The organism is Methylobacterium sp. V23 (assembly GCF_002917135.1).
In the GTDB taxonomy this organism is placed as follows: Bacteria; Pseudomonadota; Alphaproteobacteria; order Rhizobiales; family Beijerinckiaceae; genus Methylobacterium.
Map to the genome: position 1 here is coordinate 24,580 of NZ_PDHT01000024.1, position 24,549 is coordinate 49,128.

A 24,549-nucleotide genomic window follows, 5' to 3' on the forward strand; every position below is an offset into this window, starting at 1 on the left:
TAGCGGGATCACCGTCGTGTGGACGGCGACGCGAGGGCAGGCGCATGCGGTTGGCAATCGATGAGTGGCGCCTGGTTCCTTACCACGCCAGGCCACCCGCGCATCGGCGGCGATTCGCCGTGGCTCAGAGGGCGCCTTCGCGGATGGCACCGGGATCGGCCAGCGCGTGCAGCAGGCGCGCGGCGCTGTGGGCGAAGCGCAGGGTCACGGCCTTGCGCCGGGGACCGCTCAAGGGATGGTCCGCCGGGTCGCGCAGGATTGCGGCGCCGAATGCATCGGCAACGATGAGGCCGGTGTCCTCCGGGGTCAGGGTGGTGGAGAGCGTCTCGGGAATCGCGAAGTAGAAGCGATCACAGTAGTCCCGGTAATCCGGCCATTTCCGGTCGGCCCGGAAGTCGGCGACGCTGGATTTGATCTCCACGATCGTCAGGCGCCCAGCCGGGCAGAGTGCGATGACGTCGGCGCGACGACCGTTTGCCAGGGAAAACTCCGGAATGGTGACGTGACCGAGTTCGGCGAACAGGCGCCGGACGCCGCGCTGGACTTGGAGTGCGGTGGCCGACTGTCGCCGGTCGGGCGGAAGAATCACGGACGCGAGGGCTGCTGACATACGGCTCTGATGCATCGGAACGACGTCCCGAATCGGGACTGTTCACAGGAAATCAGCCCCGGCGCGGCTTGTCACCTGCGACCCCTTTGCCCCGCTTCGGGTGGAGCCCCGGCTCGGGTCATGGCACCCAACGCGGTCGATCGGGGAGGTGGACCTGCCGAAGAACGAAGATCCGGACCGGGACGCGCGGACGGAGCGCGTGACGCGTGAACTCGCGCACTTGGTGTCGCTGGATGCGCGGCGGCGACTGCGGGTGCGCCTGTTTAGGGTGGCGCGCGGTACCATGGGCGCTGGTGTGACCCTGGCAACCCTGATCAAGCTGAAGCGCGCGGGCTCTCCGGCGCTCAAGCTCGGCATCGCCGTGCTGGTCGGGCTGGGCTTGGCCTGGCCCTTCGTCGTCCTGGCGGTGGTGGCGCTCGTTCGCCTCGTCCTCGCCCTGGTGAGCCTGTTCGACGGAGGTTCTGCCGATTGTCCCGACATCGCCTGCGGCGATGGATGCGAGCGCCGGGGAAAAGCGGGCGGCCCGCCTGCGCCATCTTATCGTCCGACGCCGAGCCTGGCTCGCGGCCCCGTCAGGACGGGCTCCAAGCGCGCGCCGGCGTGAGGCCGCCCCTTTGCCGGCCGTATGACACCGCTCAGGCCATGTCCCACAGGGCGGCGCGGAGCGCGTCGAAACCGTCCGTCAGGGCGGCGGGGCCGGGCTGGAGGATCAGCGGCGACTTAATCTCGTGAATGCGCCCGGCGGCCACCGCCGGAATCGCGTTCCATCCCGGGCGGGCGCGGATGTGGTCGCGGTTCACGCGCTTGCCGCACCAGGAGGCGAGGATCACATCGGGTCGTGCTGCGATCACCGCCTCCGAGGTCACGATTCGGTCCCGAGCCGCCGCCTGCCGGCTCAGTTCGGGGAAGACGTCGTCGCCGCCCGCCGCTGTGATGAGGTCCGAGACCCAGCCGATGCCGGAGATCATCGGGGCGTCCCACTCTTCGAAATAGACGCGCGGCCGCGGCCGCCCGGCGCTCTCCCCGGCGGCGGCCGCGATCCGGTCGGCCAGCCGTATCGCCAGTGTTTCGGCCTCGGCCGGCACGCCGGTCAAGGCGCCGACGGTCCGGATCATCGCCAGGCAGCCGGCCAAATCGCGCTGGTTGAACAGGTGCACGGCGATGCCGGTCCGAGCAAGATCGGCCACGATCTCGGCCTGCAGATCGGAGAAGGCTAGGACGAGGTCGGGAGCGAGGGCCAGGATCTTGGGCAGGTCGGCACTGGTGAAGGCCGAGACCCGAGGCTTCTCCCGCCGGACCCGGGCGGGGCGCACCGCGTAGCCGGAGACTCCGACGATGCGGTCCTCCTGGCCGAGGAGGTACAGCGTCTCGACGGTTTCCTCCGTCAGGCAGACGATGCGCTCAGGCGGGAACCGGCGCACCGCGCCTCAGCCCTTCAGGTAACCGAGGAGTCCGGCCCCCGGCGCCAGCATGAGGAAGGCCCAGGCCAGGGCCGAGGTCACGTTGGCGATTTGGAACGGCAGGCGCTTCACCCCGAACACACCCGCAATCAGCGGCACCACGGCCCGGGCAGGACCGATGAAGCGCCCGATCAGAATGCCGCCGGCGCCCCACTTGCGGCAGAATTCCTCGGCGCGGGCGACGATAGCGGGATATCGCCGCATCGGCCACATCTGCTTGGCTCCCTCCTTATAGTAGTGCCCGAACTCATAGGAGGCCCAATCGCCAAGCGCCGCCCCGAGGGCGCCCGCGAGCATCACCGGCCAGAACGGGATCCCAACCGAGCCCATCAGAGCCCCGATTCCGAGAAGCAGAAAGGTGGCGGGCACCAGCAGCGACAGGAACGCCAGGGACTCGCAGAACGCGAGCACGCCGACGATCAGCGGCGTCCAACCCTGGTTTGCCTCCACGAAGGCGAGGGTGCTGATGCGGATTGAATCGAAGTCCATGGGGCTCGCTTGAGGTTCGGCGCTTTCCTGTGACCGAGGGCGCAGATCGGGGCAAGCGCGGGGGCGCCGGCGGGGGTGCGTCGAGAGGGAAAACCGGGTTAAGGGCTGGCCCCACAACTCCTCGGCCGCGGGATTTCGGGAGATTCCGGAATGAACATCCTCTCGATTCAGTCCCACGTCGCGTTCGGCCACGTGGGCAACGCCTCGGCGGTGTTTCCGATGCAGCGCCTCGGCGTCGAGGTCTGGCCGATCCATACGGTGCAGTTCTCCAACCACACCGGCTATGGCGCCTGGCGCGGCCGGGTGTTCGACGGCCCGGCGATCGAGGATCTCGTCGCTGGAATTGCCGAGCGCGGCGTGCTCGGGACCTGCGATGGGGTGCTCTCGGGCTACATGGGCTCGGCCGACATCGGTACCGCCATCGTGCGGGCCGTGGCCTCGGTGCGGGCGCTGAACCCGCAGGCGCTCTACGCCTGCGACCCCGTGATGGGCGACACCGACCGCGGCATCTACGTGCGCCCCGGCATCCCCGAATTCATGCGTGTGCAAGCGGTGCCGGCGGCCGACATCGTCACGCCGAACCAGTTCGAACTGAACCACCTCTCGGGTCTGCCGACCGGCACCCTCGCGGAGGCCAAGCGCGCGTTGGCCTCGGTTCATGCGCTGGGGCCCCGGGTCGTCCTCGTCACCTCGCTGATCACCGACGACACGCCGGACGACGCCATAGATCTCCTGGCGGGGGAGGGCGGTCACTTCTGGCGCCTGCGCACGCCGCGCCTGCACCTCGACGTGAACGGTGCGGGCGACGCCATCGCGGCCCTGTTCCTGGTGCACTATGCGCGGACGCGCTCGGCCGCGCTGGCCCTGGGCATGGCCGGGGCCTCGGTTTACGGCCTCCTGCGCCGCACGGCCGAAGCTGGCTCGCGCGAGATCCTCACGGTGGCGGCGCAGGACGAGTTCGTCACGCCGAGCGAGACGTTCCCGGTGGACACCGTCTAAGGTGAACGCTCTTCAAGCTCATCCTTCGCAGAGTCCGGAGAACCAACCATGCCACGCCGCTTCGTGACCCTCGACGTGTTCACCGACACGGCGCTGACGGGAAATCCCCTCGCCGTCGTCTTGGATGCCGAAGGCCTCGACACAGCTGCCATGCAGGCCCTGGCCGCCGAGTTCAACCTGTCCGAGACGGTGTTCGTGCTTCCGCCCGAGGCGTCCCGGCACCGCGCCCGGATGCGCATCTTCACGCCCGCGTCCGAATTGCCCTTCGCCGGGCATCCCACCCTCGGCACCGCCATCCTTCTCGCCTTGCGCGACCAGCGAGCGGGGCTTGCCGACGCGATGGCCTTCGGTCTCGAGGCTTCCCTCGGAACCCTGGCCTGCGTGGTCGAACCCGGGGACGGGCGCGGCACCGGGCGCTTCAAGATGCCGGTCCTTCCGGAGTATCTGGGGGAGGGGCCCGAGCCGAGCCTGGTCGCCGCCGCCCTGGGCCTGGAGCCGGGCGAGATCGGCTTCGCCCGCCATGTCCCGAGCCGGCACCGGGCCGGCCCTGCGTTCCTGTTCGTGCCGCTCGCCAGCCAAGCGGCTCTCGACCGGGCCAGGGTGGTGGCGGCCGCCCTCGGTGACCTCGGGCCCCCGGCCGCGCTTTACTGCTATACCCTCGACGCCGAGGAGGTCGGCCACCGCTATCAGGCCCGAATGTTCGCGCCCCATATCGGCGTGCCGGAAGATCCAGCCACCGGCTCGGCTGCGGCGGCTTTCGCCGGAGTGATGATGCAGTTCGAGCCTCTGGGCGACGGGGAGCACGACATCGTCCTACGCCAGGGCGTCGCCATGGGCCGGCCGAGCACGATCGGGGTCCAACTCGTTATCGACGCCGGTGCCCTGCGCTCCGTGGAGATCAGCGGGGCGGCAGTCCTCGTGAGCGAGGGCACCCTGCTTGTCTGACGGTTTCACGCTGACGCCGCTCAGGCACATCGAGGCCCGGTTGGTACCCTCCGAGTGGGCCTGGGCCCGCGACCATGCCGAGACGATCGCCGAGACCTGGGCCCGGCGGCGCGCCGAGCGACCGGATCTGTTCGACGGACGGGTGCTCCTTGCCCGCGACTGCCGCATCGACGGATCGGCCTGCGTGATCGACCTGTTCGAGGTCGCGTATTCCCAGTTCCTCGCCTTCCGCCACGCGGGCTCCCCGGATCCGGCGGTGACCAATGCCTTCGCAGCGGTGGTGCCGTGGAGTTCCGACGGTGCGGCCCTCCTCGGCATCATGGGCGGACACACCGCCAATGCCGGTCAGATCTATTTTGCCTGCGGGACCCCGGATCTCACGGACATCCGTGATGGCAGCCGCGTCGACCTCGCCGGAAGCGCTGGGCGGGAGTTCCTGGAGGAGACAGGCCTCGTCCTACCGCCCGACGCGCCGGAGGAATGGGTCCTGGTCTCGGGCCAAAGCCAGCGTGCGTTCCTGCGCCCCGTACGCTTCGCCGAGACAGCCAAGGCGCTGCATGGCCGGATGGAAGGCCATCGGCGAAGCGAGGCCGCGCCGGAACTCGCCGGCTTCGCCATCGCGCGCGGGCCGGATGATCTCGATGCTGCCCGGATGCCCGGCTTCGTGCGGGCTTATCTGGCTCGTGCCTTCGCGGCGGACTAGCGGTAGCCGTAGCGCGCCTTGGCGGCCCCGAGAAGGTTGAGGGCTTCGCGTTCGCGTCCGCCTGCGCAAGCATCGGCGGCGTGGCGCAGGTCGGCGCTGAAGCGCTCGCCCACGGGTGGATTGAGGTTGCCGGTCGCGACGTCGCTGTCGACCACCGCCTGGGTGCGGGCGATGGACGGGCTGCAGCCAGTGCCTTGGGGCAGGGGCGCTGCGACCACGGGGGCCGGGGCGACGGCGGCCGCAGGCGACACGGAGGTGGTCGGCTTACAGGCGCCGAGCAGGGCGGCGGAGAGAAGGACGGCGACGGCGAGGCTGACCCGGGACACGGCGGCTCCTGACGGTAACCGTGCCGGGACACGGCACAGCTTGATCCGGGGCGGTTTTGCGCCGTGCGCTCCGGCCGGTCAATCGGGTCCGGGGCCGGACGAACCTGGATTGAGAGGGCGACCCCGGTGAGCCGCCCTCTAGTTGAACCTTTCTACCAGCCGCTCACCTGGAGCCGCTCACTTGGACTTGTCGGCGATGGCCTTCAGTCCGGAATCGTAGATGCCGGAGACCGCATCAATCGCCACCGCATCCGGAGCGCCCTTCGCCTTGAAGCTGCCGGTCCAATTCACGGTCGAGCCCGAACCCTTCGGCATCACCGAGAGGGTCGAAGAATAGTCGCTCACCGGCAGGGGCCCGGAAACGATGGCATAGGTGTAGCTCATGGCCTTGTCGTCGCGCTTGGTCTGCGACTCGACGATGGTGCCGCCGCCTTTCAGACTCAGGGTCCGCAGAGTCTTGCCCCCGTCCTGCGACAGCACGCACTTCTCAACGGCAGGATGCCACTGACCGATGCCGCAAAAATCGCCGATCGTCGCCCAGACCTTGGCCGGTGGCGCGGCGACGTCGATGGTTTTGGCGGCATCGAGCGCCAGCACCGGCGCCGTTCCGGCGAGCAGGGCTAGAGCGGGTAGGCCCAGGGTGCGCGACAGCATCCGTGACATGGTGGGTTTCCTTCCAGATTTATTCTTGCGTGGACGGACTGATTCTGCCGCCGGATCGTATTCGATCCGCCTTCGAAGCTAGGCGGGGTGGAGCTCAGGGCAATGCGTCCGACGCAAACACCTACGAATTCGAACAACTGGGTGTGGAGAATCTGTGCGGCGTTCCCAACGGCCGGGATAGCCCTCGACGGGAGAGCCGCTACGCGGAGGGCGCCAAACCTTGTCAAGCCAGCCGCCAGCGGCTAGGTAAACCGCCTTCGCAAAGGTTCGCGCGCCGCCACGGCACGCCCTTGCCCCTCGGGAGAGACGAGCCTTGGCCAGCGCCGGCTCCACGTGCAGCACGACCAACGCCGCCTTCGCGGTCGCCCGGTCGCGCGCGCCTCTCACCGCCCTGCTCCTTCTTATCCGCCCCTGAGGGCCGTCCGGGCGCGTGCGCCTGGGCTCTCAGGGGAGCGCAGTTCGCGAAGGTCGGCGCCGGCACTCTGGCGCTTGCCCGGCCTCCCTCGATTTCTCGGCGCCGCGTCCTCGATTCTAGACCGCGCCCCGACAGGACATCCAACATGACGACCTCCTCGACACCGGCGCCCGAAGCCTGCGCGAAGGACCGCGTTCTCATCTTCGACACCACCCTGCGCGACGGTGAGCAGTGCCCCGGCGCCACCATGACCCTCGATGAGAAGCTTGCGGTCGCCGAACTCCTCGACACCATGGGCGTCGACATCATCGAGGCAGGCTTCCCTATCGCGTCGAACGGCGATTTCGAGGCGGTCTCCGAGATCGCCCGACGCGTCAAGCGCGCCACCGTCGCGGGTCTCGCCCGCGCGATTCCAGCAGACATTGTCCGGGCCGGCGAGGCGGTGCGCCAAGCCAGACGCGGCCGTATCCATACCTTCGTGTCGACGTCGCCGATCCATCTCGCGCACCAGATGCGCAAGTCCGAGGATGAGGTGGTGGAGATCATCCTGAAGACGGTCTCCCAGGCCCGCGACCTCGTCGAGGACGTGGAATGGTCGGCCATGGACGCCACCCGCACGCCGATCGACTATCTCTGCCGCTGCGTCGAAGCGGCGATCCACTCGGGCGCGACCACCATCAACCTGCCCGATACCGTGGGTTACGCCACACCGGACGAGTACCGCCGGATGTTCCAGGACGTCCGGAACCGGGTACCGAACGCCGATAGGGCAATCTTCTCAGTGCATTGCCACGACGATCTCGGACTCGCCATCGCCAATTCCCTGGCCGGCATTGAGGGCGGCGCGCGTCAGGTCGAGTGTACCATCAATGGCATCGGTGAGCGCGCTGGCAACGCCGCTCTCGAGGAGATCGTCATGGCGATCCGCACCCGCGGCGACGTTATGCCCTATGAGACCGGCATCGAGACCACGATGCTCACCCGCGCCTCGAAGCTCGTCAGCCACGCGACGAACTTCCCCGTGCAGTACAACAAGGCGATCGTCGGCCGGAACGCCTTCGCGCACGAGAGTGGCATTCATCAGGATGGGATGCTCAAGCACACAGAGACCTACGAGATCATGACCCCGGCCTCAGTCGGTGTTGCCAAGACCTCGCTCGTCATGGGCAAGCATTCGGGCCGGGCCGCCTTCCGGTCTAAACTGGACGAGCTCGGCCTCGTGCTGAGCGACAACCAGATGCAGGACGTGTTCGAGCGCTTCAAGGCATTGGCCGACCGCAAGAAGCACGTCTATGACGAGGATATCGAGGCGCTGGTCGACGAGAACCTTGCCACGGCGCATGATCGAATCCGTCTCGTCTCGCTGTCGGTGATCGCTGGCACCCGCGGCCCACAGCGGGCGACCCTGAAGCTCGACATCGCGGGCCGTGTCGTCACCGAGGAGGCCGACGGCAACGGCCCGGTCGACGCGGTGTTCAACGCGATCCAGGCCCTGGTGCCCCACGAGGCCGACCTCGAGCTCTATCAGGTCCATGCGGTCACCGAGGGCACGGACGCCCAGGCCGAGGTCTCGGTGCGCCTGAAGAGCGGCGAGCGCAGTGTCACCGCCCGCGGCGCCGACCCTGACACCCTGGTCGCCTCGGCGCGTGCCTACCTCTCGGCCCTCAACAAGCTCGAAGCCTGGGCGGAGCGCCTGCATGCGCAGAGCCCGGCTTCGGTTTAGCCGAGAAAATAACGCTCCGGGGGTGGACACTCTCCGGGGCGTTTGCTATCAGCCCCCTCGTCGCAGCGGGCTTGGTGGGCCGCAGTGATCGCCGCAAGGCGTTGGGTGCATAGCTCAGTTGGTAGAGCAGCTGACTCTTAATCAGCGGGTCCAAGGTTCGAACCCTTGTGCACCCACCAAACAAATCAATGGCTTAGTGCTGGTTTGGCTACGATCCGCGCCTTAATGGCGCTTAAGACGTAACAGCTCACGTAACATCGCACGAAGTCGCTTCCCGGTAGGGGAATCGTTCATGCAATCAGCGCGGAGCGATGCAGTTAGCGCGCACCTCGGCGGCAACGGATTTAAGCTGCCTGCGCAACAGGCGGGCCCGTGCAATCCGCTTACCTCGGTTGGTTCGTGGATCATAGCGTGGTGCCGCCCGTGTGGCAGGAGCACTTCATAGTGGGCGTAGTTGCCCTTGCAGTGAAAGCCGCGGGCGCCGGCGCGTGAGCTAGGCTGTTAGGCGCTCGCGGGTGGCCTTGGCACGATTGCCACATTTGGCGCACCGATCTCTCCCTCTACGCTCTGGCCCTGTGAGATCCGCACACCCGCTTCCTGCAGCTCAGCGAGCCTGTCCCCACCCCTGTCGCCCCATGTCAGGCCATCCATCCTCTGGCCGCCGCAGGCATTCTCACGGACGAACCACCAATAAGGGGCGGCCGATCGCTCCCCATTGATCCTAGGGCAGGGCGTAAAGCAGAACGGACATGTATCCTCATCCAGCGAGTTCCGCTTGATCGCAAGGCGCACCCTGACGGCCATCAACCTGCTGGCCTTCTCTGGCTTTCAAGGGCGCTGTTTGGCCGGCGGCTCCGGTCCTCAGTTGTCGTCGCCCAAGCCGATGGCCTTCGACAACCTGGCTTTACCAGTACCATCCTGAAGCCCCGGGAACCTTGCTGTAGATCTTTGATGATGACCACCCGAGCGCTCCCGATTGCGCTTCCATTCATGGACGAGCAGCACAGAGGAGCTGCCGCTCCCGAAGCGCAATTGTCCGCGCATCCTGTAAACTGACCTATTCGGCCTTCCGCCGGGCACACCATCGCCATGAAAAGGGAACTTTTCGATATTCGCGAAATCCGAGATTCACTGCAGTTTGACGACGCAGCTACTCGACTGACTTATCTAGGAAACCAATGGTACTCGCATTCTCGATGAGCGTCCGAACTTTCGAACGCTCAAGGCCCGAGGGAATCTCCGCTGCGATCTCAAGCGTCAGCTTGACTTTGCTGCCTGGCAAGGTTGTGAGTTGTTCCACAATTGCCTCCACGATTTGATGCATGTCTCGCGCCGGTCGTTCCGGCGAGATCATCACTGTTCCAGTGAACCGAGTCGGTTTCCTTTCTACCGCTGCGAGCTGAGGCGCTTCACCGATGGGCAGCGCCCCGGGTTCTGGCGTTTTTCCGCCTGGGCATCCTGTACCGCCGGGGTTTCGAGGCTGCGCCATTGCCGGCCGATGGGTCTCGGCTACATCGGGTTTCACGATGACGCTGTCGCTGTCGATTATAATTACCGCGTTTGCGGCTTGTTCGATGGCGAGACCTAGATAGGCGTCCGACTTCGCCTCCCATCGCTCGGCATATGCAAAGGGACCTGGAATCATTCCGCTCACCGCGGCCTGCACGGCCTTGATCAGGACCTCCTGGTTCTTCAAGCGCGGGAGGTAGATGTAGCGGTTAAGGTACTCCCGCAAATCCTTCAGGGAGAGATGCGGCTTGTCGTTCCAGATGTATTTCTGGAGATCGCGGTCAAGCCGTGACGGCCCGAGTTCTATGAGCAATCCTTCCTCGGCGACGAGCTTCTTGCTGGCCCGGGCGAGCAGTCCGTCTTGAGCCGGAATTTTACCGGATATCCATTCGACATCAGCTTGCGCGCTCTCCTGCGCGGGATAGTGGAGATAGCACCACGCCTCCTTCAGGCGCGCCTTCATAGTCGCTATCGCCTCTGCGAACTTCGCCTCCGCAAGCCTCTGGTCGCTCGGCCGGAGTTCGAGACGTTCCTTGTCTCGCACAATCTCGTTCCAGGCGAGGGACGCACGGACGGCATCCTTCAGACTGTCGAGCTGGCGTGCGTCCGCGGCAATGAACACCAGCATGTTGCGATGGACCCGCGGTGTGCTGCCGCGCTGCATCAGGATGTCCTTGGCTTCGACCAGTGCCTCGGAGCCGTCGCGGCCATTGTGAGGATGGGCGACGCCCAGCACTACCGCGCGCACACCGCCGGCTACATCCGGCACCTCGGCAGATGACGCTGGGGCAACCTGCACAGCGTCGAAATGCCCACGATCGGCGAGACCGTTCACATACTTGCTCAAATCGCTGTCGATGGTCATTAAAATCAGCGCTGTCTCGATCTGCGCTGCCTTGTCTGCCGCGACGCGATTGAGGCTCGCCGACATCGAGTACCAATAGCGGCCGAGATCGGCGTGCATGAACTTGGCCTGGTTGGTGAGCCTTCGCAGTGCGTCGCCGAAGATCGCCGGCCGCTCACCCGGCTGAACGACGCCGAGATTGATCTGCTTGTCGTCGAGGCCGGTGTTCTGTTGCTGATGCGTCGGCGCCGTCCCCATGAAGATAGCGCGCGCAACGCGTCTCGTCGCCGAATAGCGATTCAGGTTGGGTGCAGACTGGTCGATCTTGTAGGGCGTGGACGCCGTGCCATCGACATCGCCGGCAATGATGGATTGCCAGCTCACGTCAAGATAGTGGAGCAGCTCCGGCTCAACGCGCGGCGAACTCACCGCGACGCTGCCCGGCATGATCATCACTGACGGGTCGCCGTTCATCCAGAGCTCGTGTATCGCTTGCGCCATAAGGCGCAGCACGCCGCGCGTGCGCTGGAACTTCTCCAGCGATCCCCAGCTCGTATAGAGCTGGTCGAACAGCTCGGGATGGATTGGGTAGGCCTTCTCCAGCTTGCGTCGGTAGTCCTCGTCCGCGCAGCCCTGCGGGAATTCGTTGGCGTTCTCGCGATAGAGCTTCGCGAATTGCTTCAGCGTGTTGTCCCGGTGATGGAATTTGTCGCCGGAGATCTCCTTGAACAGCCGCCGCCGGACTATTTCGTAGCTCTCTTCCTGGCTCGCCGGCCGCCATGAGGACTCGACGCGGCTGAACGTCTGCTTCAGGCGCGCGAGCGCCTCCTGTCCGCCTTCGCCGCCGACCTCTATCTGCGACGCCGGCAAGGACGCGACCAGCAAGGTGCCGGGGCTGGCCTTAACTGCTTCGGTGAGCGACTGAACGAACGAGAGGTTCGCATCGAACGATCCTGACGGTAGCCCCTCAACCCGATAAATCTGCCGCAGATAGGCGACCCACTCATCGATCAGGATCAGGCAGGGCGCATATTTCTTGAAGATAGTCTCGAGCAGGTGCGAACCGGGCGCTATGCCGTTCGTGTCATTGTCGGCGATCATGTCGAAGGCCTCGGCACCGCCGAGCTGCCACGCCAGTTCGCCCCAAGTCGTGCGGATCTTGCGGCCGCCCTCGGCATTGAGGACGTCCTGCGGCCCGCGCGAGGTGCCGACCAGCACAGCACGGTTGATGCCCTTGGGCACGCTCAGCTCGTGCTTCTCGAGCAGCTGATCGAGGCCCGACAGGTCCTGGACCGGCGTCGGCCCCGCCATGTGATAGAGGGCCAGCATCGAGTGCGTCTTGCCGCCACCGAAGTTTGTCTGCAGTTCGACGACCGGATCGCCGCCACTGCCTGACAATCGCTTGGCTGCGCCGACCAGAAGCGCGCTCAGACCCTCAGTCAGATAGGTGCGGCTGAAGAACTGGCGCGGCTCGCGATATTCACCCGGCGCGCTGCCCGAATGCACCTTCGCGAGATCGGCCGCGAACTCGGCCTGCTGGAATTCGCCGGTGGCGACATCCTGGTGTGGCTCCACGACCTCGCGCCACGGAAGCAAGCCCGCCACGGTCTCGACGGAGATTTCCAGGCGTTGGGTCTTCCGCCGCTCCTCATTGCGCTGAAGCTCGGTGAACTTCGTGCGCAGGATCGTGTCGCGCATCTTCGAGAGCTGTTCAGCGGTCTCGCCCGCGCTGATCGCCTCCATTAGACGCCGCATGGAATCAAGAGCGCGCTCGGCGTCGTCGTAGGTGAAGGTCTCATTGTGCGAGAGCTTGTTGCGGACATCGCTGAGCTCGTTCACCCACGACCGCTCGGCGCGGCCGAGAACGGCTCGGAAAGCGTCGCTCCAGAACCGGTCCATTGCGTTGAAAAGCGCGGCTTGGTCCCAACCGACCTCGCCGTTGCTATTGGGGCGCAGGCTCGGCAGCTTCTCCAAGACCTGCACCTGCCAATGCCCCTTGAGCGAGCTTTCCAGCCGCTTCTCGACGAACGGGATGAGGGCTGCGGGCAGCAGCTCCATGCCCTCGAAAACATACTGGCGCGTGCTCTTGGCCACTGTCCCGTCCTCCCTCAGATATCCAGCCGGATCTGACGATCCCCGCTTGTGTCGTGAATCGCTGCCGCTTGCCGCGTCAGTTCCGTCCAGTCGGCGATCAAGGCATTGTAGGCCGTGGCCTCCTTCGCATCTTTCCGCTTGTTGGCGCTGATGTCGTAGAGGCAGTAGGCAAGGTCCTTAACAGCGTCGGCTTTCGCATCGATCTTCTTCAACAGGACGGCGGTGTCATGCGAGATGCCGTCCTTCTCGTACTTGCGGACGAGGTGCTGAAGGGATTCCCAAACGGTCAGGTGGCCGTCGCCCTCCGGCTCCCAATCGTCGTTCAACTCGTCTCGCGCCAGGATGCGGACTTTGCCGGCAGCGCTCTCGATGATCCCGGCATGCTTCACGCTTTCAACAGCGATGCCACGGGCACGGGCAAGGTTGTCGGCAGCGCCATAGTCGCCTTTTGCCATGCCGTGCTGCTCAAACCATGTGATCGCAAACCGGGTGTCGGCGTCGAACTCGCCCTGAATGCCGCCAAGGTATTCGTCCAGCTCGCGGTTGATCAATTGCAGCGCGGCCTTCACCGCCATTGGGCTATCGTCGGACTCGAGGACAGCCTTGTACCGCGAGAAGACGCCCATTCCCGGGCCGATAGCGGATTGAGGCATGTCGGCTGGGGCAATGTTAGCGCCCTGAAGCTCGGCGATGGCCGGGGGCAATTCGCGTTTCAGGGCACGAATAAACTCGGCGCGGGTGATGACCTCGGCCGTGGCTTCCCTTTTGCGGCAGACGAGGACGACTGAGTTCGCGAGCGCGTTGGTGCCCGAAGCGATCATGCGATTCGCCATCTCGGTGCGCAACGGCCATGTGCCAACGACAGCGTACCCGGCTTCGACCACCGCCTGAAGAAAAGTGGCCCAACCAGTGGAACTTATACCTTCTTGCGCCACCTCGCTTTGCTTGAAGGCGTAATAGATCGTCGCCGGAAAGTGCTCCGATGACTGCTGAGCCATATTTGCGATGGTTTTCCGCATGCCGTTCAAAAAGAATGCTTCTGCCGCGTCTTTACCACCGTGCCGGTATGGCGTGGCGACAAGCTCTTCTGACTTTGGGGTGGCGAGGATGTCAAAAATATTAGGATATACTGTCTTGATTGAAGGCTTCATCCAGCAAAAAAAGAAGTCGGAAAGATCGGCGTACCCAATATTGTCATAGTACGGCGGATCGGTCGAGATTACCGCGCCCGGAGGAAAATGAACGGTTTGTGCGTCATGCTGACACTCAACTCCGATTGCTGCTGGTGATAATCGTTCAAGCGCCTTCAGTACCCAGTCAACATTGCTTCGAAAATTTCCGCTCGCACCGGAAAACGGGTTCCCTTCTGCGAAATCCCAAGTCATCGGCAGAGACTGGCGTGCAAAGGTATTTCTCAGAGCCTCCATCTTTGGTGACGAGTCCCAAGTGCAAATGGATGAACCTCGGTCAACTGATCTGTTTATTGCAAATGCTAGGTAAACGCTTACAGCATCGGCGTAGGCAATAGAGCCAGTGCCACCATTTTCTAGGGACAGCTTATCATTTTTATTAGCGGCGCCCGCATAATCTTCAACAATCTGGCTCCGTACGGCATGAAGGGAATTGGTAAATGTGTTCAGCGACAGGAGTTGTCGATCAGTAAATAAGTCGCCGAAAGTTCTGAGGCCGTACTCGACTGTCCAAAAATTGCGCGGATCGTTTGGCAGATTTGTCTCAGGTTTCCAGGTCGGCTGCGCGGACTTTGCCAACTCTTCATGCTCAATCGATGGCGGAAGGTAAGTGCGTCCGTTCTTCCCCTCTGCCACCACAGCAATGAGGGTTTGCTTCATCTCCCCGGATTTACCCTTTTGCTTTACATACTCCGGTGTAATTGCTGTGTCCGACAAAAGGCACCGGAAACTGGCGCCCCGACCGGCCTTTGTGCCGTCTTTAGCGGCCGAGATTTCTGACTTCGTGCCGTTCTTCCTGATCACAAAACCAATGGTCCTGGCAGCCCTATCAACGATTGGCTGAACCCAAGCTTCTTTTCCGGGCTTGGAGCCCAGCATGAAGCTCGACGCAATCGGCACATGCACATCTGCGAACGCTGGATCTGGGCTCGGTACTGTCCGCGCCCAGATCCAAGCGATTACTGTGGCCTTGCCGCGGCCATACTCCTTCGGCAGGTCTACCTGCGGGTAAAGATGCCCGATGCGCTCCCACGCCATCTCGCGCATCCATTCGCCGTAGTATTTCACATCCTCAGCCAGTCCCTCGGCGTTGCGGTAGAAGGATCGCTCCTTGATGCCGGGGTGAATGGGAGGCTTGTCTTTGAACTTCGGGGGGATCTCGATCATTGCCTTGCCGATCATGACCGCCACTGGGTTCAAGTCGGACCCGTAGGCAGGCAGGCCTAGCCGCTGCGCCTCGAGCGGGATGGACGCGCCACCCGAGAACGGGTCATAGACTGGAGGCAACTCGCCACCGCAGCTGCGCCGGATCTCCGCGCGGGCGCGTTCCAGCACCTCTTCGTTGGTCGAGTTCTCCCAGAGCACCAGCTCTTTGATGATCTCGAACAATCGCTTGCGCTCGATGTCAGCTGCGCAATCCTCCAGCGTCGGCTCGGGCGTGTCAGCTGCATTGCCCTGCACGTCGGCCTTGCGGTCGCGCCACGCCTTGAGGCGTACGGCTAGATCCGCCTCCGCTTGCCTTCGGATTTGCGAGTCGTCCAGCAGCTTGTCCGCATAGCCCGAGGGATCATCGATGAGCTGCGCGAACAACACCGCCCGGCACGCTGCAAGCGGCCGTCGCGCCCACCATAAATGCAGTGTGGACGGGTGCCCATGCCGGATCGACTTCTCCCGCGCCGACGCCGCATTGATTGCTTCAAGTGGGATTGCAACCTCGATAAGCTTTTTCTTGTACTTATTGGTCGAGGTCATAAACCAGCCTGTATGTTGCGGGGTGAATAGTGATTTCGCCGCGTTCGCGCAGCGCACGCAGGCGAGCGCCTGTTACTTCGACAGGTTCACCCTTCGGGTTGACGAGAATAAATGAGTAGGCGTCAGGCTTCTGGTCGAGCAGTCCCCAGACGTCGGCCTCGATCTGAAGCGGCTCGCGCTCGAGGCAATGTTCTTTCGGATAGTAGTGCCGCTGCACCTCGCCGATTGCTGAGCGCCGCTCCCAGGGGAAACGCGCGCCATTGGCGCGGCCAATCCAGCTTCCATCCGAATGGTAGAAGCGGTCCTCTTCATCTGGCTTGTAGCCCAGCGCGAGCGCGAAACGCGCGATGACGCTGGGCCGCGGCGGGTTCGCCGGCGTGCGCGGACGACTGATGGTCGCCGGTCCCAGCAGCCCGCCTTCGGGCTCCTGGAGCGGCGGCTCGGGCTCTGGCGGGCGTGCCGGCTCCTCGTCCTCGAACAGGTCCTGATCGCTCACTGGCGCGGAATCGCCAACCTGCGGCGAAGCCTCATCTGGGCCCTCGGACGACTCGTCGTCAGCAATGCCAACAACAGTGTCAGCGCCAGGCGGAGCCTCGACAACGCGCGCAGCCGCCGTCTGCTCAGGGCCAAGCGTGAAGTTCTCTTCGAGATAGGCCTTGATGTCCTCCGACGGCCGCTCGAACGCATAGGCCAGCGCGGCGCGAATATCACCGCTCAAACTCTTGCCGACTTCCTCGGGCACGCGCTTGGCGAGCTTCGCCTTCGACAGCGGGCAGACGAACAGCTTGCCGTCGAGCCACAGGATATCTGTGAGCCGCGCCGTGCCGGCGGGAACACCATCGATATAGGGGATAACCTCCAATTTCGGCGATGAGACCCAGCTTATCCCCGCGATCGCCGCTGCGACCGAGCGCACTTGCTCGGTCTCGGCGGGATCGGCCAGTTCGATCCGCGCAAGCTGGGTTCCGAACGCCATAAGCCAGGCGCGCTGGTCTGCCAGACCTAGGGACGGGAGCGGCTGGTTGATGCTCTCCTCGACGACATTTGACAGCGCCTGGAGGGACGAGAATGGCGGGTTACGCACTATTTCGACTGACAGCTGGCGGAAATCGGCGGTCTTGCGCTTCACCCAGTCGTGGAGATGGCTGTAGGTGAACAGGCTCTGCATGCTGAGCCCGTAGGCGAGCGCATCGGTCTTGACCCATTCGCCCGCCAAATTCACCCAGTGCCCGCACTGCTCCCAGATGCGGGTGGGATGTCGCGACATCAGGGTCCGAACACGCCGCACGTCATCCACGGACAGCGCCTTGCCGGACGCAAGCGTGCCGAGCCATTGCAGAGCCAGATCAGCGGACGGCCGCTCGGCAACGCCAATGCGGCGCCAGAGGCTGAGATCGAGCACCGAGGCTCCGATGACCGCAGCGCCCGGAACATCCTCATCGTCACCGGCCAGGAAAACGCCGTTCGAAGTTACCCATGTGTCGTCCTGCGCACGGATCAGCTTCTCAGCCCTAAAGGCGTCCTTGATACTCTGCGCGTCCGCCGTGGAAGCGCTGTCGAGCATTTGGTCGAGACAGCGATACCATTTCTCGACTTCGTGGGCCGGTGCCTTTTCTGATTTCGCAAGCGCGCGCAGCCGGTCGAGCAACCGGCCCGGCCCGCTCGGCGTGCTGCGGACGCCGAGCAGATCAAGCAGCGGCCGCGTCGGTTCTCGGTCGAGCAGGCCGTGGATGAACGGCTCGACGCCCATCAGGGATTCCGTCTCTGGCGTTCTCCGGAGCAGATCGGCCGGGGCCTGGATCATGTCGCGCGTATCAGGAAGGCAGGGCTTCGACCTAAGCTTCAGCAGCCAGTTCGCGAGCAAGGGCTCGGACGTCAGCGATCGGGTTGATCCCGTGGTCGCGACCTGCGAGAGGCGCGCACTCGAAGCTCGGGACCAATAGGTGTCCCGCTGTTCCAGTACCCGCCTCGCAACCTTGGTCCATATCCGCGGATCGAACTTCGACAGCGCCTCCCAATGCCGCCAGTACTCAGCCGGAAAATCCCAGTCCTCAACGACAAACTGGCTCGTCACGTATGGGTAGTAGAGTGCTCCTCGCGCACCACGCTTTTGAGCTTCAGCGGTGACCGGCTGACGGCCATAGATGCTGGTCCGCTTCTGGGCCAGTGGTGCGAAGGTATGAAGACCGGACCTGCCGGACGACACCCAACGCAGCCAGTCCTCCCGCGAACAGGAGGTGAAGCTGGCTACATAGTCGGGATGCAGAAATTGCGTCTGCTGCACAGTCTCCGGCAGCAGATCCTCCAGCGCGCCGTCTTCATCGAACTGGATGGCCTTGGCGATCGGGCGAAGCTTCAGGTCGGCGCAGCCATAGCGGAATGATTCGCCGGCTGTCGCGCTAAGCTTCGCCGCGATCTGGGCAAGCTGCACGCACTCAGCCAGCTTGATGCCACTGGACCCAAAAAAGGCGGCGGCGACCCGTTCGATCACGGCGTTGACGTCGCTCGTGTCGTCGAGGCCGATCTTCCTGAGCACGGCGATAGCGGCTTGAGGTGTGTCGCCTCCGCCATCGCCGTCGCCCTTGTCGCGACGTTGCTCCGCTAGAAAGCGAGTCCAGTTCTGATTGAGGACGATCAGGTGTCCCGCTAGAAACTCCCAGTCTTCATCCGACTGGAGCAGCTTCTTCTCACCGAGCCGCACCACCTCAGACGCCGAATAGAGCACTTCCTTGCCCTGAACGGGAACGATGCGGAGGCGATCGGGCTGTGGGCACTGCCAACCTGTCACCTCGGGTGCGATGTAAATCCAGAGGTTCATCAGCTGCCGCCAGGTGGACGGCCGAGGAAGATGACTTGTGCGGAGGCGAGCGAGCAGATCGCTCTTCGTGAATACCTCAATCAGGTTCCAGTGAACCAGCTTCGTCCGGTCCGCGGCCGAGACATGCCGACACAAACCCGGACGCGACTTCTCATCCATCAAGGCCATCGCCTGCTCGGCCGGCCAAATGTCGAAGATCGGCAGCGGAATTACAATTGCTGCATCGGCGGCAACCAGGTTGCCCTCGTCAGTCAAAAGAATCGGTTGCACATCAATCGTATCTGCGAACGCCATCTCGACGATTGCCGCACAGGATCCCTCGAGTGTGCTAGCCTCCCGGTCGACGTTGGGGAGCAGACCGTAGGCTGCCGCTCGATCCAGAGCACCGGTCTTGACCTGTTCGAGCCACTCGACCATCGCCTTCGCGGCCAGTTCGCCAGCGCGCTTCAACAGCCAGCGGTTTGTAGGTGAGGTCTCCGGATCCTTGATCTTGAGGCGCGCGGGATCCTGGATGAAGGGTGCGTTGCAAGCGAAGGGAAGCGGCGTCTCAACGCCCGTGGGCAGCACGACATATAACCTGCCCTTCGCACCCAATACGATCTCGACACGGCAAGGCGGAAAGTCGCCGCCGCCCTCGGCTCCCAGCATCCGCTCCTTCCGGATTTCATCGAGCGCGTCAGCCGGAAACGCCTCGTCCGCCGACCGAATCAATAAGAACGCGTCATCCCCCTTGTCGTCCAGCGACATCCACTCGCTCTCAGGGATGGGGCCGGGACCGAGGCTCTGCCAGTGGACCACCTGCTCACCGAGCTGAAGCCGCCGGATGTTCTTGAAAAACAGTAACGAAACCGGGCTCTTCAGCCATTCATCAAGGTTTTTCTCGACCTCGTGGCGGAGAAGAGGATTCGCGATCGCCACCTCGACCCGAGTGACGTCCGGCATCGCGCATCGGCCGTCTATCCAATGCGGCTCCGTGAAGCGGCTGCATTCGAAGGCGACAGCTAATGTCCGGGTGAACAGCTCGACTCGATCACCCAGGCTGAAAGTACTCTTGAACCCAATGCCGCGGAACCCAATGGTGTGAAGAGCGCGCTTGTTCGAGTAGCCGAACCGGCAGACCGACGCGAAATGAGCTTCGACAAAGTCTTCGCCGTTGTGCTCGAATACGAAGCGCTCGTTCTCGATCGTAACACGTGCCTCGGTGGCGCCGGCATCGTCGGCATTCTGTAGCAGCTCGGACAGAATATGGCGGGGGCTCTGCACCTGCTTGAACAGCTGGTACCACGGCCCGGCGAGCTCGGGATCGGCCTCAAGCTGATCCCAGCGCTTTGAGGCGCGATCCCTGATCGGATGGAAGTAATCCGGTGGCCCAACCATGACGGGTGCGGATTGGCGCTCCGCAGTCATAATGGCGGCCCTGCGCGTTCGAGCAGACGCCGAAGGTCGAACTGGATTGCGGTTTCAAGGAAGGAGGGCTCGCGCTCGATCAGTGGACCGCGCACATACCGCGGCTCGTGCGCGAAGCCGCTTGTGACGGCGACGACCGCGAGGATGAATTTATCCGGCTCGTGCAGCGAGGTGATGACCTCCTGCCGCGTGACCATCACCGAATCCGCGCCATCGATCCGGCCCTTGACCTCGATGAAGCGAAGATGCCCAGACTTCGGATTGAGCGAGGCGATGTCATAGCCAATCTTCTGGGCTGAGACATCCAGCGGCTCGTGCCCAAGCGCACGCTCCGCTGCCATGACGGCTTGCATGGCTGCGAGCTCAATTTTTCTCCGCGCAGCCGGGTCCTCGGCAAAATGGTCGGGCACAGTCGTATTTTGCCGGGCGCTGAGCAGTCCACGCGGGATAACCACCATGCCGCCGCGCACCCGTGGTGGCTGCGACGAGATGAACCGCTCCCGCTCAAGCTGATCCACGCGGCGCTTCTGGCGCTCCGCCAGTTCCTCGGCACGGCGCTGGGCGTTCTGCCAGCTCAGCCGCGTTTTCTTGCCGGCCTTCTCCTCTTCCTTAAGCTCGAAGGCCCGCGAGTCCCAGTAGTTGATTTCCTTCTTGAGGCGGGCACGCACCTCCTGCTCGACCTTCTCAATTTCAGGGATGCGCCGCGCCTTGACCTCCGCGACGTGGCCTTGCGCCAGTTCCACCGTAGCGAAGCGGATCGCCGTCTTCTCGAGCTCGGTCGTCAGCCAGACCTCGTCAAGAAGGTCTCGTACCAGGCCGACCTCCTCTGGCGCGGCAGGACGAAGATTGAGATGTGGAGCGATACCGGCGTTGGTGGCATTCCCTGATTTGTCGATCGCAGCGAACTGAAGTCGCTGAGAAATTACATGCGGTTTGCCGGCGCTCGTCGTGCGAGCGTCCTGAACCATGTGCTCCAGCAGGAAAACAGCGGACAGCGCGTTACCAGGATCCGTTTCATCAACCAGTATCGCGCCCTGGCGCATGATCTGCTCGTATTGCTCCCGGAGGAGGCTGATCACAGCCTCCAGCAGCGGGTGGCCCGGGCAGATAAAGGCGGCGACTGGCTGTTGGTTGATCTTGCTCTTCTCGAAGCAGATCCGCTCGTATTGCTTCTGGATGGGCGCGCCTGTGCCGATCTGACGATCGCGCTCCCGAATGCGTACCGGCACATGCGTGATTTCCCAGCGGCCTTCCTCTCGGCGCTTGAGACGGCCGCCCAGATGCTGAAAGGCTTCGACGAAGAAGCTCTGAATGTGGTGCGGCTGGAGGCGCAACGCTTCGGCGCGCTCCATTTCAAGCCGCAGTTCCTCGACCTTTGCCTCGGGCATAGTGTCGTTTGTCAGTGCACGTCGACGCAGCAACTCCAGTAGATGCGTTTGGTCGACCGCGCCATCGACTTGGCGGAACAGCCGCGCCCTCACCTCTTCCTGCTCGCCATATTGGATGGCCTCGAACAGGAGATCTTTCAGCGCGGTCCCTTCGAACAGCTCACCGAGCACGTCATAGACGCGCCCGCCAAGAGCCTCCCGTGCTGCCTCCAGCTTCTCGAGCAAACGCCCATAGACGTCGCCTTCGCGTGTGTCGGCCGCCACAAGATTCCAGAGGTGACAAACCTCGGTTTGCCCGATGCGGTGGATACGGCCGAAGCGCTGCTCGATCTTGTTGGGGTTCCAAGGCAGGTCATAGTTGACCATCAGGTGGCCGCGCTGGAGGTTCACGCCTTCGCCGGCGGCGTCGTTGGCGATTAGCACAAGCAGGTCTTTGTCCTGCATGAAGCGCTCGATCACTTTCCTGCGCTCCTCGCGCGACACCCCACCATGGATGACGTCCACGCATTCGGGGCTGCCAAGGCGCGCGCGCACCTTGTCGAGCAGGTAGTGGAGAGTGTCCTTGGGCTCGGTGAAGATGATCAGCTTGCGGCGATTCCCGGCTGCGTCGATCATGAGATCGTCGTCGAGTATCCGGTTCAGCTGCGTCCATTTGGTATCGACGCCAGAGCGCAGTACACTGAGCGCCATTGACTCCAGCCTCTTGAGGGTATCGACCTCCAGGGCGAGCTGCTCGACTGTCTCCGCTGTAGTCGCGCCTGTCGAGATCAGCTCCTCAAGCTCATCGATCTCGTCCTGTCCGTATTCGTCGATGTTGCCGAGAACATCCGAGCTAACCGACGGCTCGCCGATACCAGCCCGTCTCCCCTTGGCCGCGAGCCGCGCTTCGCCCAGCTCGTTTTCGAGCCGCTCGCGGCGGCGTTTCAGTGACTGGTAGATGGCAGCCGGTGAGGAAGCGAGACGCCGCTGGAGGATCTGCAGGGCGAAACCGACGTTGTTTCGCTTCTTGCCGTCTCCCTCGGCAAACCGCTGTACCCGGTTCATCTCGGTCCGCACATAATCGGTGACGGCGGCGTAGAGCGCGGCCTCGCCCTCCGAGAGCTGATATTTGACAGTGCGGGCACGGCGTTCAGGAAACAGCGGCCGCCCATCGAACTTAAGCAGTTCCTCCTTGGTCAAACGCCGCATCATGTCCTCGGTGTCGGCATAGTGGACGCCATCGCGGAAACGCCCCTCGAAGCGGTCGCCATCGAGCAGTGCCATGAAGAGCTGAAAATCTTCCTCCTTCCCATTGTGGGGCGTCGCCGACATGAGCAGGAGATGCCGGCAAACCTGGCCAAGCTTCTGACCCACTTGATAACGACGCGTGTATTTGACCTCCCCACCGAAGTAGGTCGCCGACATGCGGTGGGCCTCATCGCAGATCACGAGATCCCACTCGCGTGCGCTCATGAGCTTTTCTTGCAGGTCTTCGTTGCGGGCCAGCACGTCCAGACGGACGATGAGCCGATCGTGGTCGTTGAACGGGTTCCCCGAACGCGACGTCTCGATCATGTCGCGCGTCAAGATATCAAACTCAAGGTTGAATTTTCGACCTAGTTCGTCCTGCCACTGCTCGACCAGGCTACCTGGTGCGACTACGAGACAACGCTCCAGGTCGCTACGCGCGATCAGCTCTTTGACTAGCAATCCGGCCATGATCGTCTTGCCGGCGCCAGGATCGTCCGCGAGGAGGAAGCGCAGCGGCTGCCGCGGAAGCATCTCGCCATAGACTGCCGAAATTTGATGCGGCAGTGGATCCACAAGGCTGGTGTGAATGGCGAGGTAGGGGTCGAAATAATGCGCAAGCTTGATGCGGTTGGCTTCGGTCACTAACCTCAGCAGCGCACCATCTGCGTCGAACGACCAGGGCCGCCCATCCTGCTCGACCTCGAGGCGATGCTCATCGTCCCTGTAGAGAACAGCCTCGGCGACCGACCCGTTATGATCGCGATAAACAACATTCACCGCCTGATCTCCGATCCAGTCGACCGACACGATCTGAACGGGTTGCGCAGACGCGATCCCGCGGACGGAAGCGCCATTCCTAATGCTTTCGAGCTTGGCCGCCATCAATCGACGCTCCTCCATGATATAATAATAACATCTGAAGCTCCGCTTTATTGAACGCAGTCCCAGGTTGCTCGCGGTTTATTGCGACAGCATGCTGCGGACGAGCGCTCTGCTTTGCTGTGCTACCAAGTAGGCCGAGTTCTTTCGGAATATAGAACAGCATCGCGTGTTGGATGGGCAGCACACTGTTGCCAAGGGCGATTCTGTAATTTTTAGTGACCACATTCTTCTGGCTCACGGTCAAATCGGGATGCGGTCGGATGATTACATCGTAAGAACAGTTCCAGAGCCAGTCTTGCTCGCAGGGCAGGCCAGGCTTGCCCTTGCCATGCACTTTCAGGAAGCGCACAAGCAGGACGTCCTTCAACCTGTTCTCAAGGTGGCAATAAGCTTGAGCAGGCCAGCGGAAGCCATCAAAGCCGACGGCATGTGGCGTGGTCCGGTGCCAGATTGGATCTGACCGCACCTCGGTTATTGACTGATAGAAAATCTCCACTGAGTCGCCTTCGCGCGCTGTGTTTAGAGCCCAGCATAAGAACGCAGTATCGATGTCCCGCTTGGGGGTCAGTGCGACGTCCGCGTTGGACAGCGTTGCGGTCCACGAGTTATGGGCGGGCAGGCCCCCTTCGGCTACTGAGCGAAGTTGGGCCAGATAGACGTAAGGGGCAGGATCGAGAAATTGCAGAATGAACTTCTCAGCTGGGACATAGCGCTTCCCGCGCGTGTCGTACTGCATGTTTCCAGGCGAACGTTCCTGGTAGAGAGCCAGATCCTTCGGCGCCCCTGGAATCGACACGGCGAAACAATTCACAATGTCGGCACGGTTGATCGAGCCTCCCAAGCAGGCGCGATTCAATAGACTCGCAACGTCGCGACGCAAGGACCGTCGAGCGCCATATCACCCAACTTGCGATCGTGTGCTCATGGAGCAACACCATTCTTCAACAATGAGGCCGCTGAAGGTCCGCAGATGGCGCATTGCTGCCGAACTCACAGAGCGATGAACGACCGCTTTTGAGGCCTGTGTGGGCCGGCTTCTACGACGTGGCTGGATCGGAAGCGGAACGTCCGCCCCTGGAGAGACGGCGAATTTCCGCCTGTG

At 63.3% G+C, this 24,549-nt stretch carries 15 protein-coding genes and 1 tRNA gene; 6 read left to right on the forward strand and 10 right to left on the reverse strand.

Translation table 11 applies throughout. The features are described from left to right. Positions 1 to 124 precede the first annotated feature (124 nt). The gene (locus CRT23_RS20020; RefSeq protein WP_055957198.1) at positions 125 to 610 is read right to left on the reverse strand and encodes an MmcB family DNA repair protein; all 486 of its coding nucleotides are present in this window, start codon (positions 608 to 610) and stop codon (positions 125 to 127) included. A gap of 148 nt (positions 611 to 758) precedes the next feature. Here CRT23_RS20020 and CRT23_RS20025 point away from each other — a divergent pair, with 148 nt between their 5' ends. After that, positions 759 to 1,214 (forward strand): hypothetical protein, encoded by a 456-nt coding sequence (locus tag CRT23_RS20025; RefSeq protein ID WP_245436418.1) that lies wholly within the window; start codon positions 759 to 761, stop codon positions 1,212 to 1,214. A gap of 31 nt (positions 1,215 to 1,245) precedes the next feature. Here the strand turns inward: CRT23_RS20025 and CRT23_RS20030 are convergent, their stop codons facing one another. Together CRT23_RS20030 and CRT23_RS20035 are read right to left on the reverse strand one after the other, a co-directional pair. After that, entirely contained in the window at positions 1,246 to 2,031 is a 786-nt protein-coding gene (locus CRT23_RS20030; protein WP_103711418.1) for a cobalamin-binding protein, read from the reverse strand. Between the two features lie 6 nt (positions 2,032 to 2,037). Beyond that, complete coding sequence (locus CRT23_RS20035; RefSeq protein ID WP_103711420.1) at positions 2,038 to 2,559, reverse strand: DedA family protein; 522 nt, start codon at positions 2,557 to 2,559, stop codon at positions 2,038 to 2,040. Positions 2,560 to 2,709: 150 nt separating this feature from the next. On the opposite strand from CRT23_RS20035, the gene pdxY reads away from it, so the two are divergent. Genes pdxY through CRT23_RS20050 form a run of 3 tightly spaced genes read left to right on the forward strand, consistent with a single transcriptional unit; the run spans position 2,710 to position 5,206 of the window. After that, positions 2,710 to 3,558: a pyridoxal kinase PdxY gene (gene pdxY, locus CRT23_RS20040; RefSeq protein WP_103711422.1), complete on the forward strand. Its 849-nt coding sequence runs from the start codon at positions 2,710 to 2,712 to the stop codon at positions 3,556 to 3,558. A gap of 48 nt (positions 3,559 to 3,606) precedes the next feature. After that, positions 3,607 to 4,503, forward strand: coding sequence for a PhzF family phenazine biosynthesis protein (locus CRT23_RS20045; RefSeq protein ID WP_103711424.1), 897 nt, complete (start codon positions 3,607 to 3,609; stop codon positions 4,501 to 4,503). Next, complete coding sequence (locus CRT23_RS20050) at positions 4,496 to 5,206, forward strand: NUDIX hydrolase (protein ID WP_103711426.1); 711 nt, start codon at positions 4,496 to 4,498, stop codon at positions 5,204 to 5,206. The genes CRT23_RS20045 and CRT23_RS20050 overlap by 8 nt, the downstream gene beginning before the upstream one ends. Here CRT23_RS20050 and CRT23_RS20055 read toward each other — a convergent pair. Continuing rightward, the gene (locus CRT23_RS20055) at positions 5,203 to 5,532 is read right to left on the reverse strand and encodes a hypothetical protein (RefSeq protein WP_103711427.1); all 330 of its coding nucleotides are present in this window, start codon (positions 5,530 to 5,532) and stop codon (positions 5,203 to 5,205) included. The genes CRT23_RS20050 and CRT23_RS20055 overlap by 4 nt on opposite strands. Before the next feature lie 177 nt (positions 5,533 to 5,709). Next, positions 5,710 to 6,186, reverse strand: coding sequence for an SRPBCC family protein (locus CRT23_RS20060; RefSeq protein WP_245436425.1), 477 nt, complete (start codon positions 6,184 to 6,186; stop codon positions 5,710 to 5,712). 569 nt (positions 6,187 to 6,755) lie between these two features. Here CRT23_RS20060 and CRT23_RS20065 point away from each other — a divergent pair. Together CRT23_RS20065 and CRT23_RS20070 are read left to right on the forward strand one after the other, a co-directional pair. Beyond that, positions 6,756 to 8,333, forward strand: coding sequence for a 2-isopropylmalate synthase (locus CRT23_RS20065; RefSeq protein WP_103711431.1), 1,578 nt, complete (start codon positions 6,756 to 6,758; stop codon positions 8,331 to 8,333). A gap of 103 nt (positions 8,334 to 8,436) precedes the next feature. Further along, a tRNA-Lys gene (locus tag CRT23_RS20070) sits at positions 8,437 to 8,512 on the forward strand. Positions 8,513 to 9,483: 971 nt separating this feature from the next. Here the strand turns inward: CRT23_RS20070 and CRT23_RS20075 are convergent. Genes CRT23_RS20075 through CRT23_RS20095 form a run of 5 tightly spaced genes read right to left on the reverse strand, consistent with a single transcriptional unit; the run spans position 9,484 to position 24,327 of the window. Next, positions 9,484 to 12,780, reverse strand: a complete 3,297-nt coding sequence (locus tag CRT23_RS20075; protein ID WP_103711433.1) for a DUF499 domain-containing protein — start codon at positions 12,778 to 12,780, stop codon at positions 9,484 to 9,486. Positions 12,781 to 12,794: 14 nt separating this feature from the next. Further along, the gene (locus CRT23_RS20080) at positions 12,795 to 15,722 is read right to left on the reverse strand and encodes a DUF1156 domain-containing protein (RefSeq protein ID WP_103711435.1); all 2,928 of its coding nucleotides are present in this window, start codon (positions 15,720 to 15,722) and stop codon (positions 12,795 to 12,797) included. Continuing rightward, entirely contained in the window at positions 15,706 to 19,947 is a 4,242-nt protein-coding gene (locus CRT23_RS20085; RefSeq protein ID WP_103711437.1) for an ATP-binding protein, read from the reverse strand. The genes CRT23_RS20080 and CRT23_RS20085 overlap by 17 nt, the downstream gene beginning before the upstream one ends. Continuing rightward, positions 19,944 to 23,447, reverse strand: a complete 3,504-nt coding sequence (locus tag CRT23_RS20090) for a helicase-related protein (protein ID WP_103711439.1) — start codon at positions 23,445 to 23,447, stop codon at positions 19,944 to 19,946. Before CRT23_RS20090 ends, CRT23_RS20085 begins: the two co-directional genes overlap by 4 nt. Continuing rightward, complete coding sequence (locus CRT23_RS20095) at positions 23,422 to 24,327, reverse strand: transcriptional regulator (RefSeq protein WP_245436420.1); 906 nt, start codon at positions 24,325 to 24,327, stop codon at positions 23,422 to 23,424. Before CRT23_RS20095 ends, CRT23_RS20090 begins: the two co-directional genes overlap by 26 nt. Between the last annotated feature and the right edge of the window lie 222 nt (positions 24,328 to 24,549).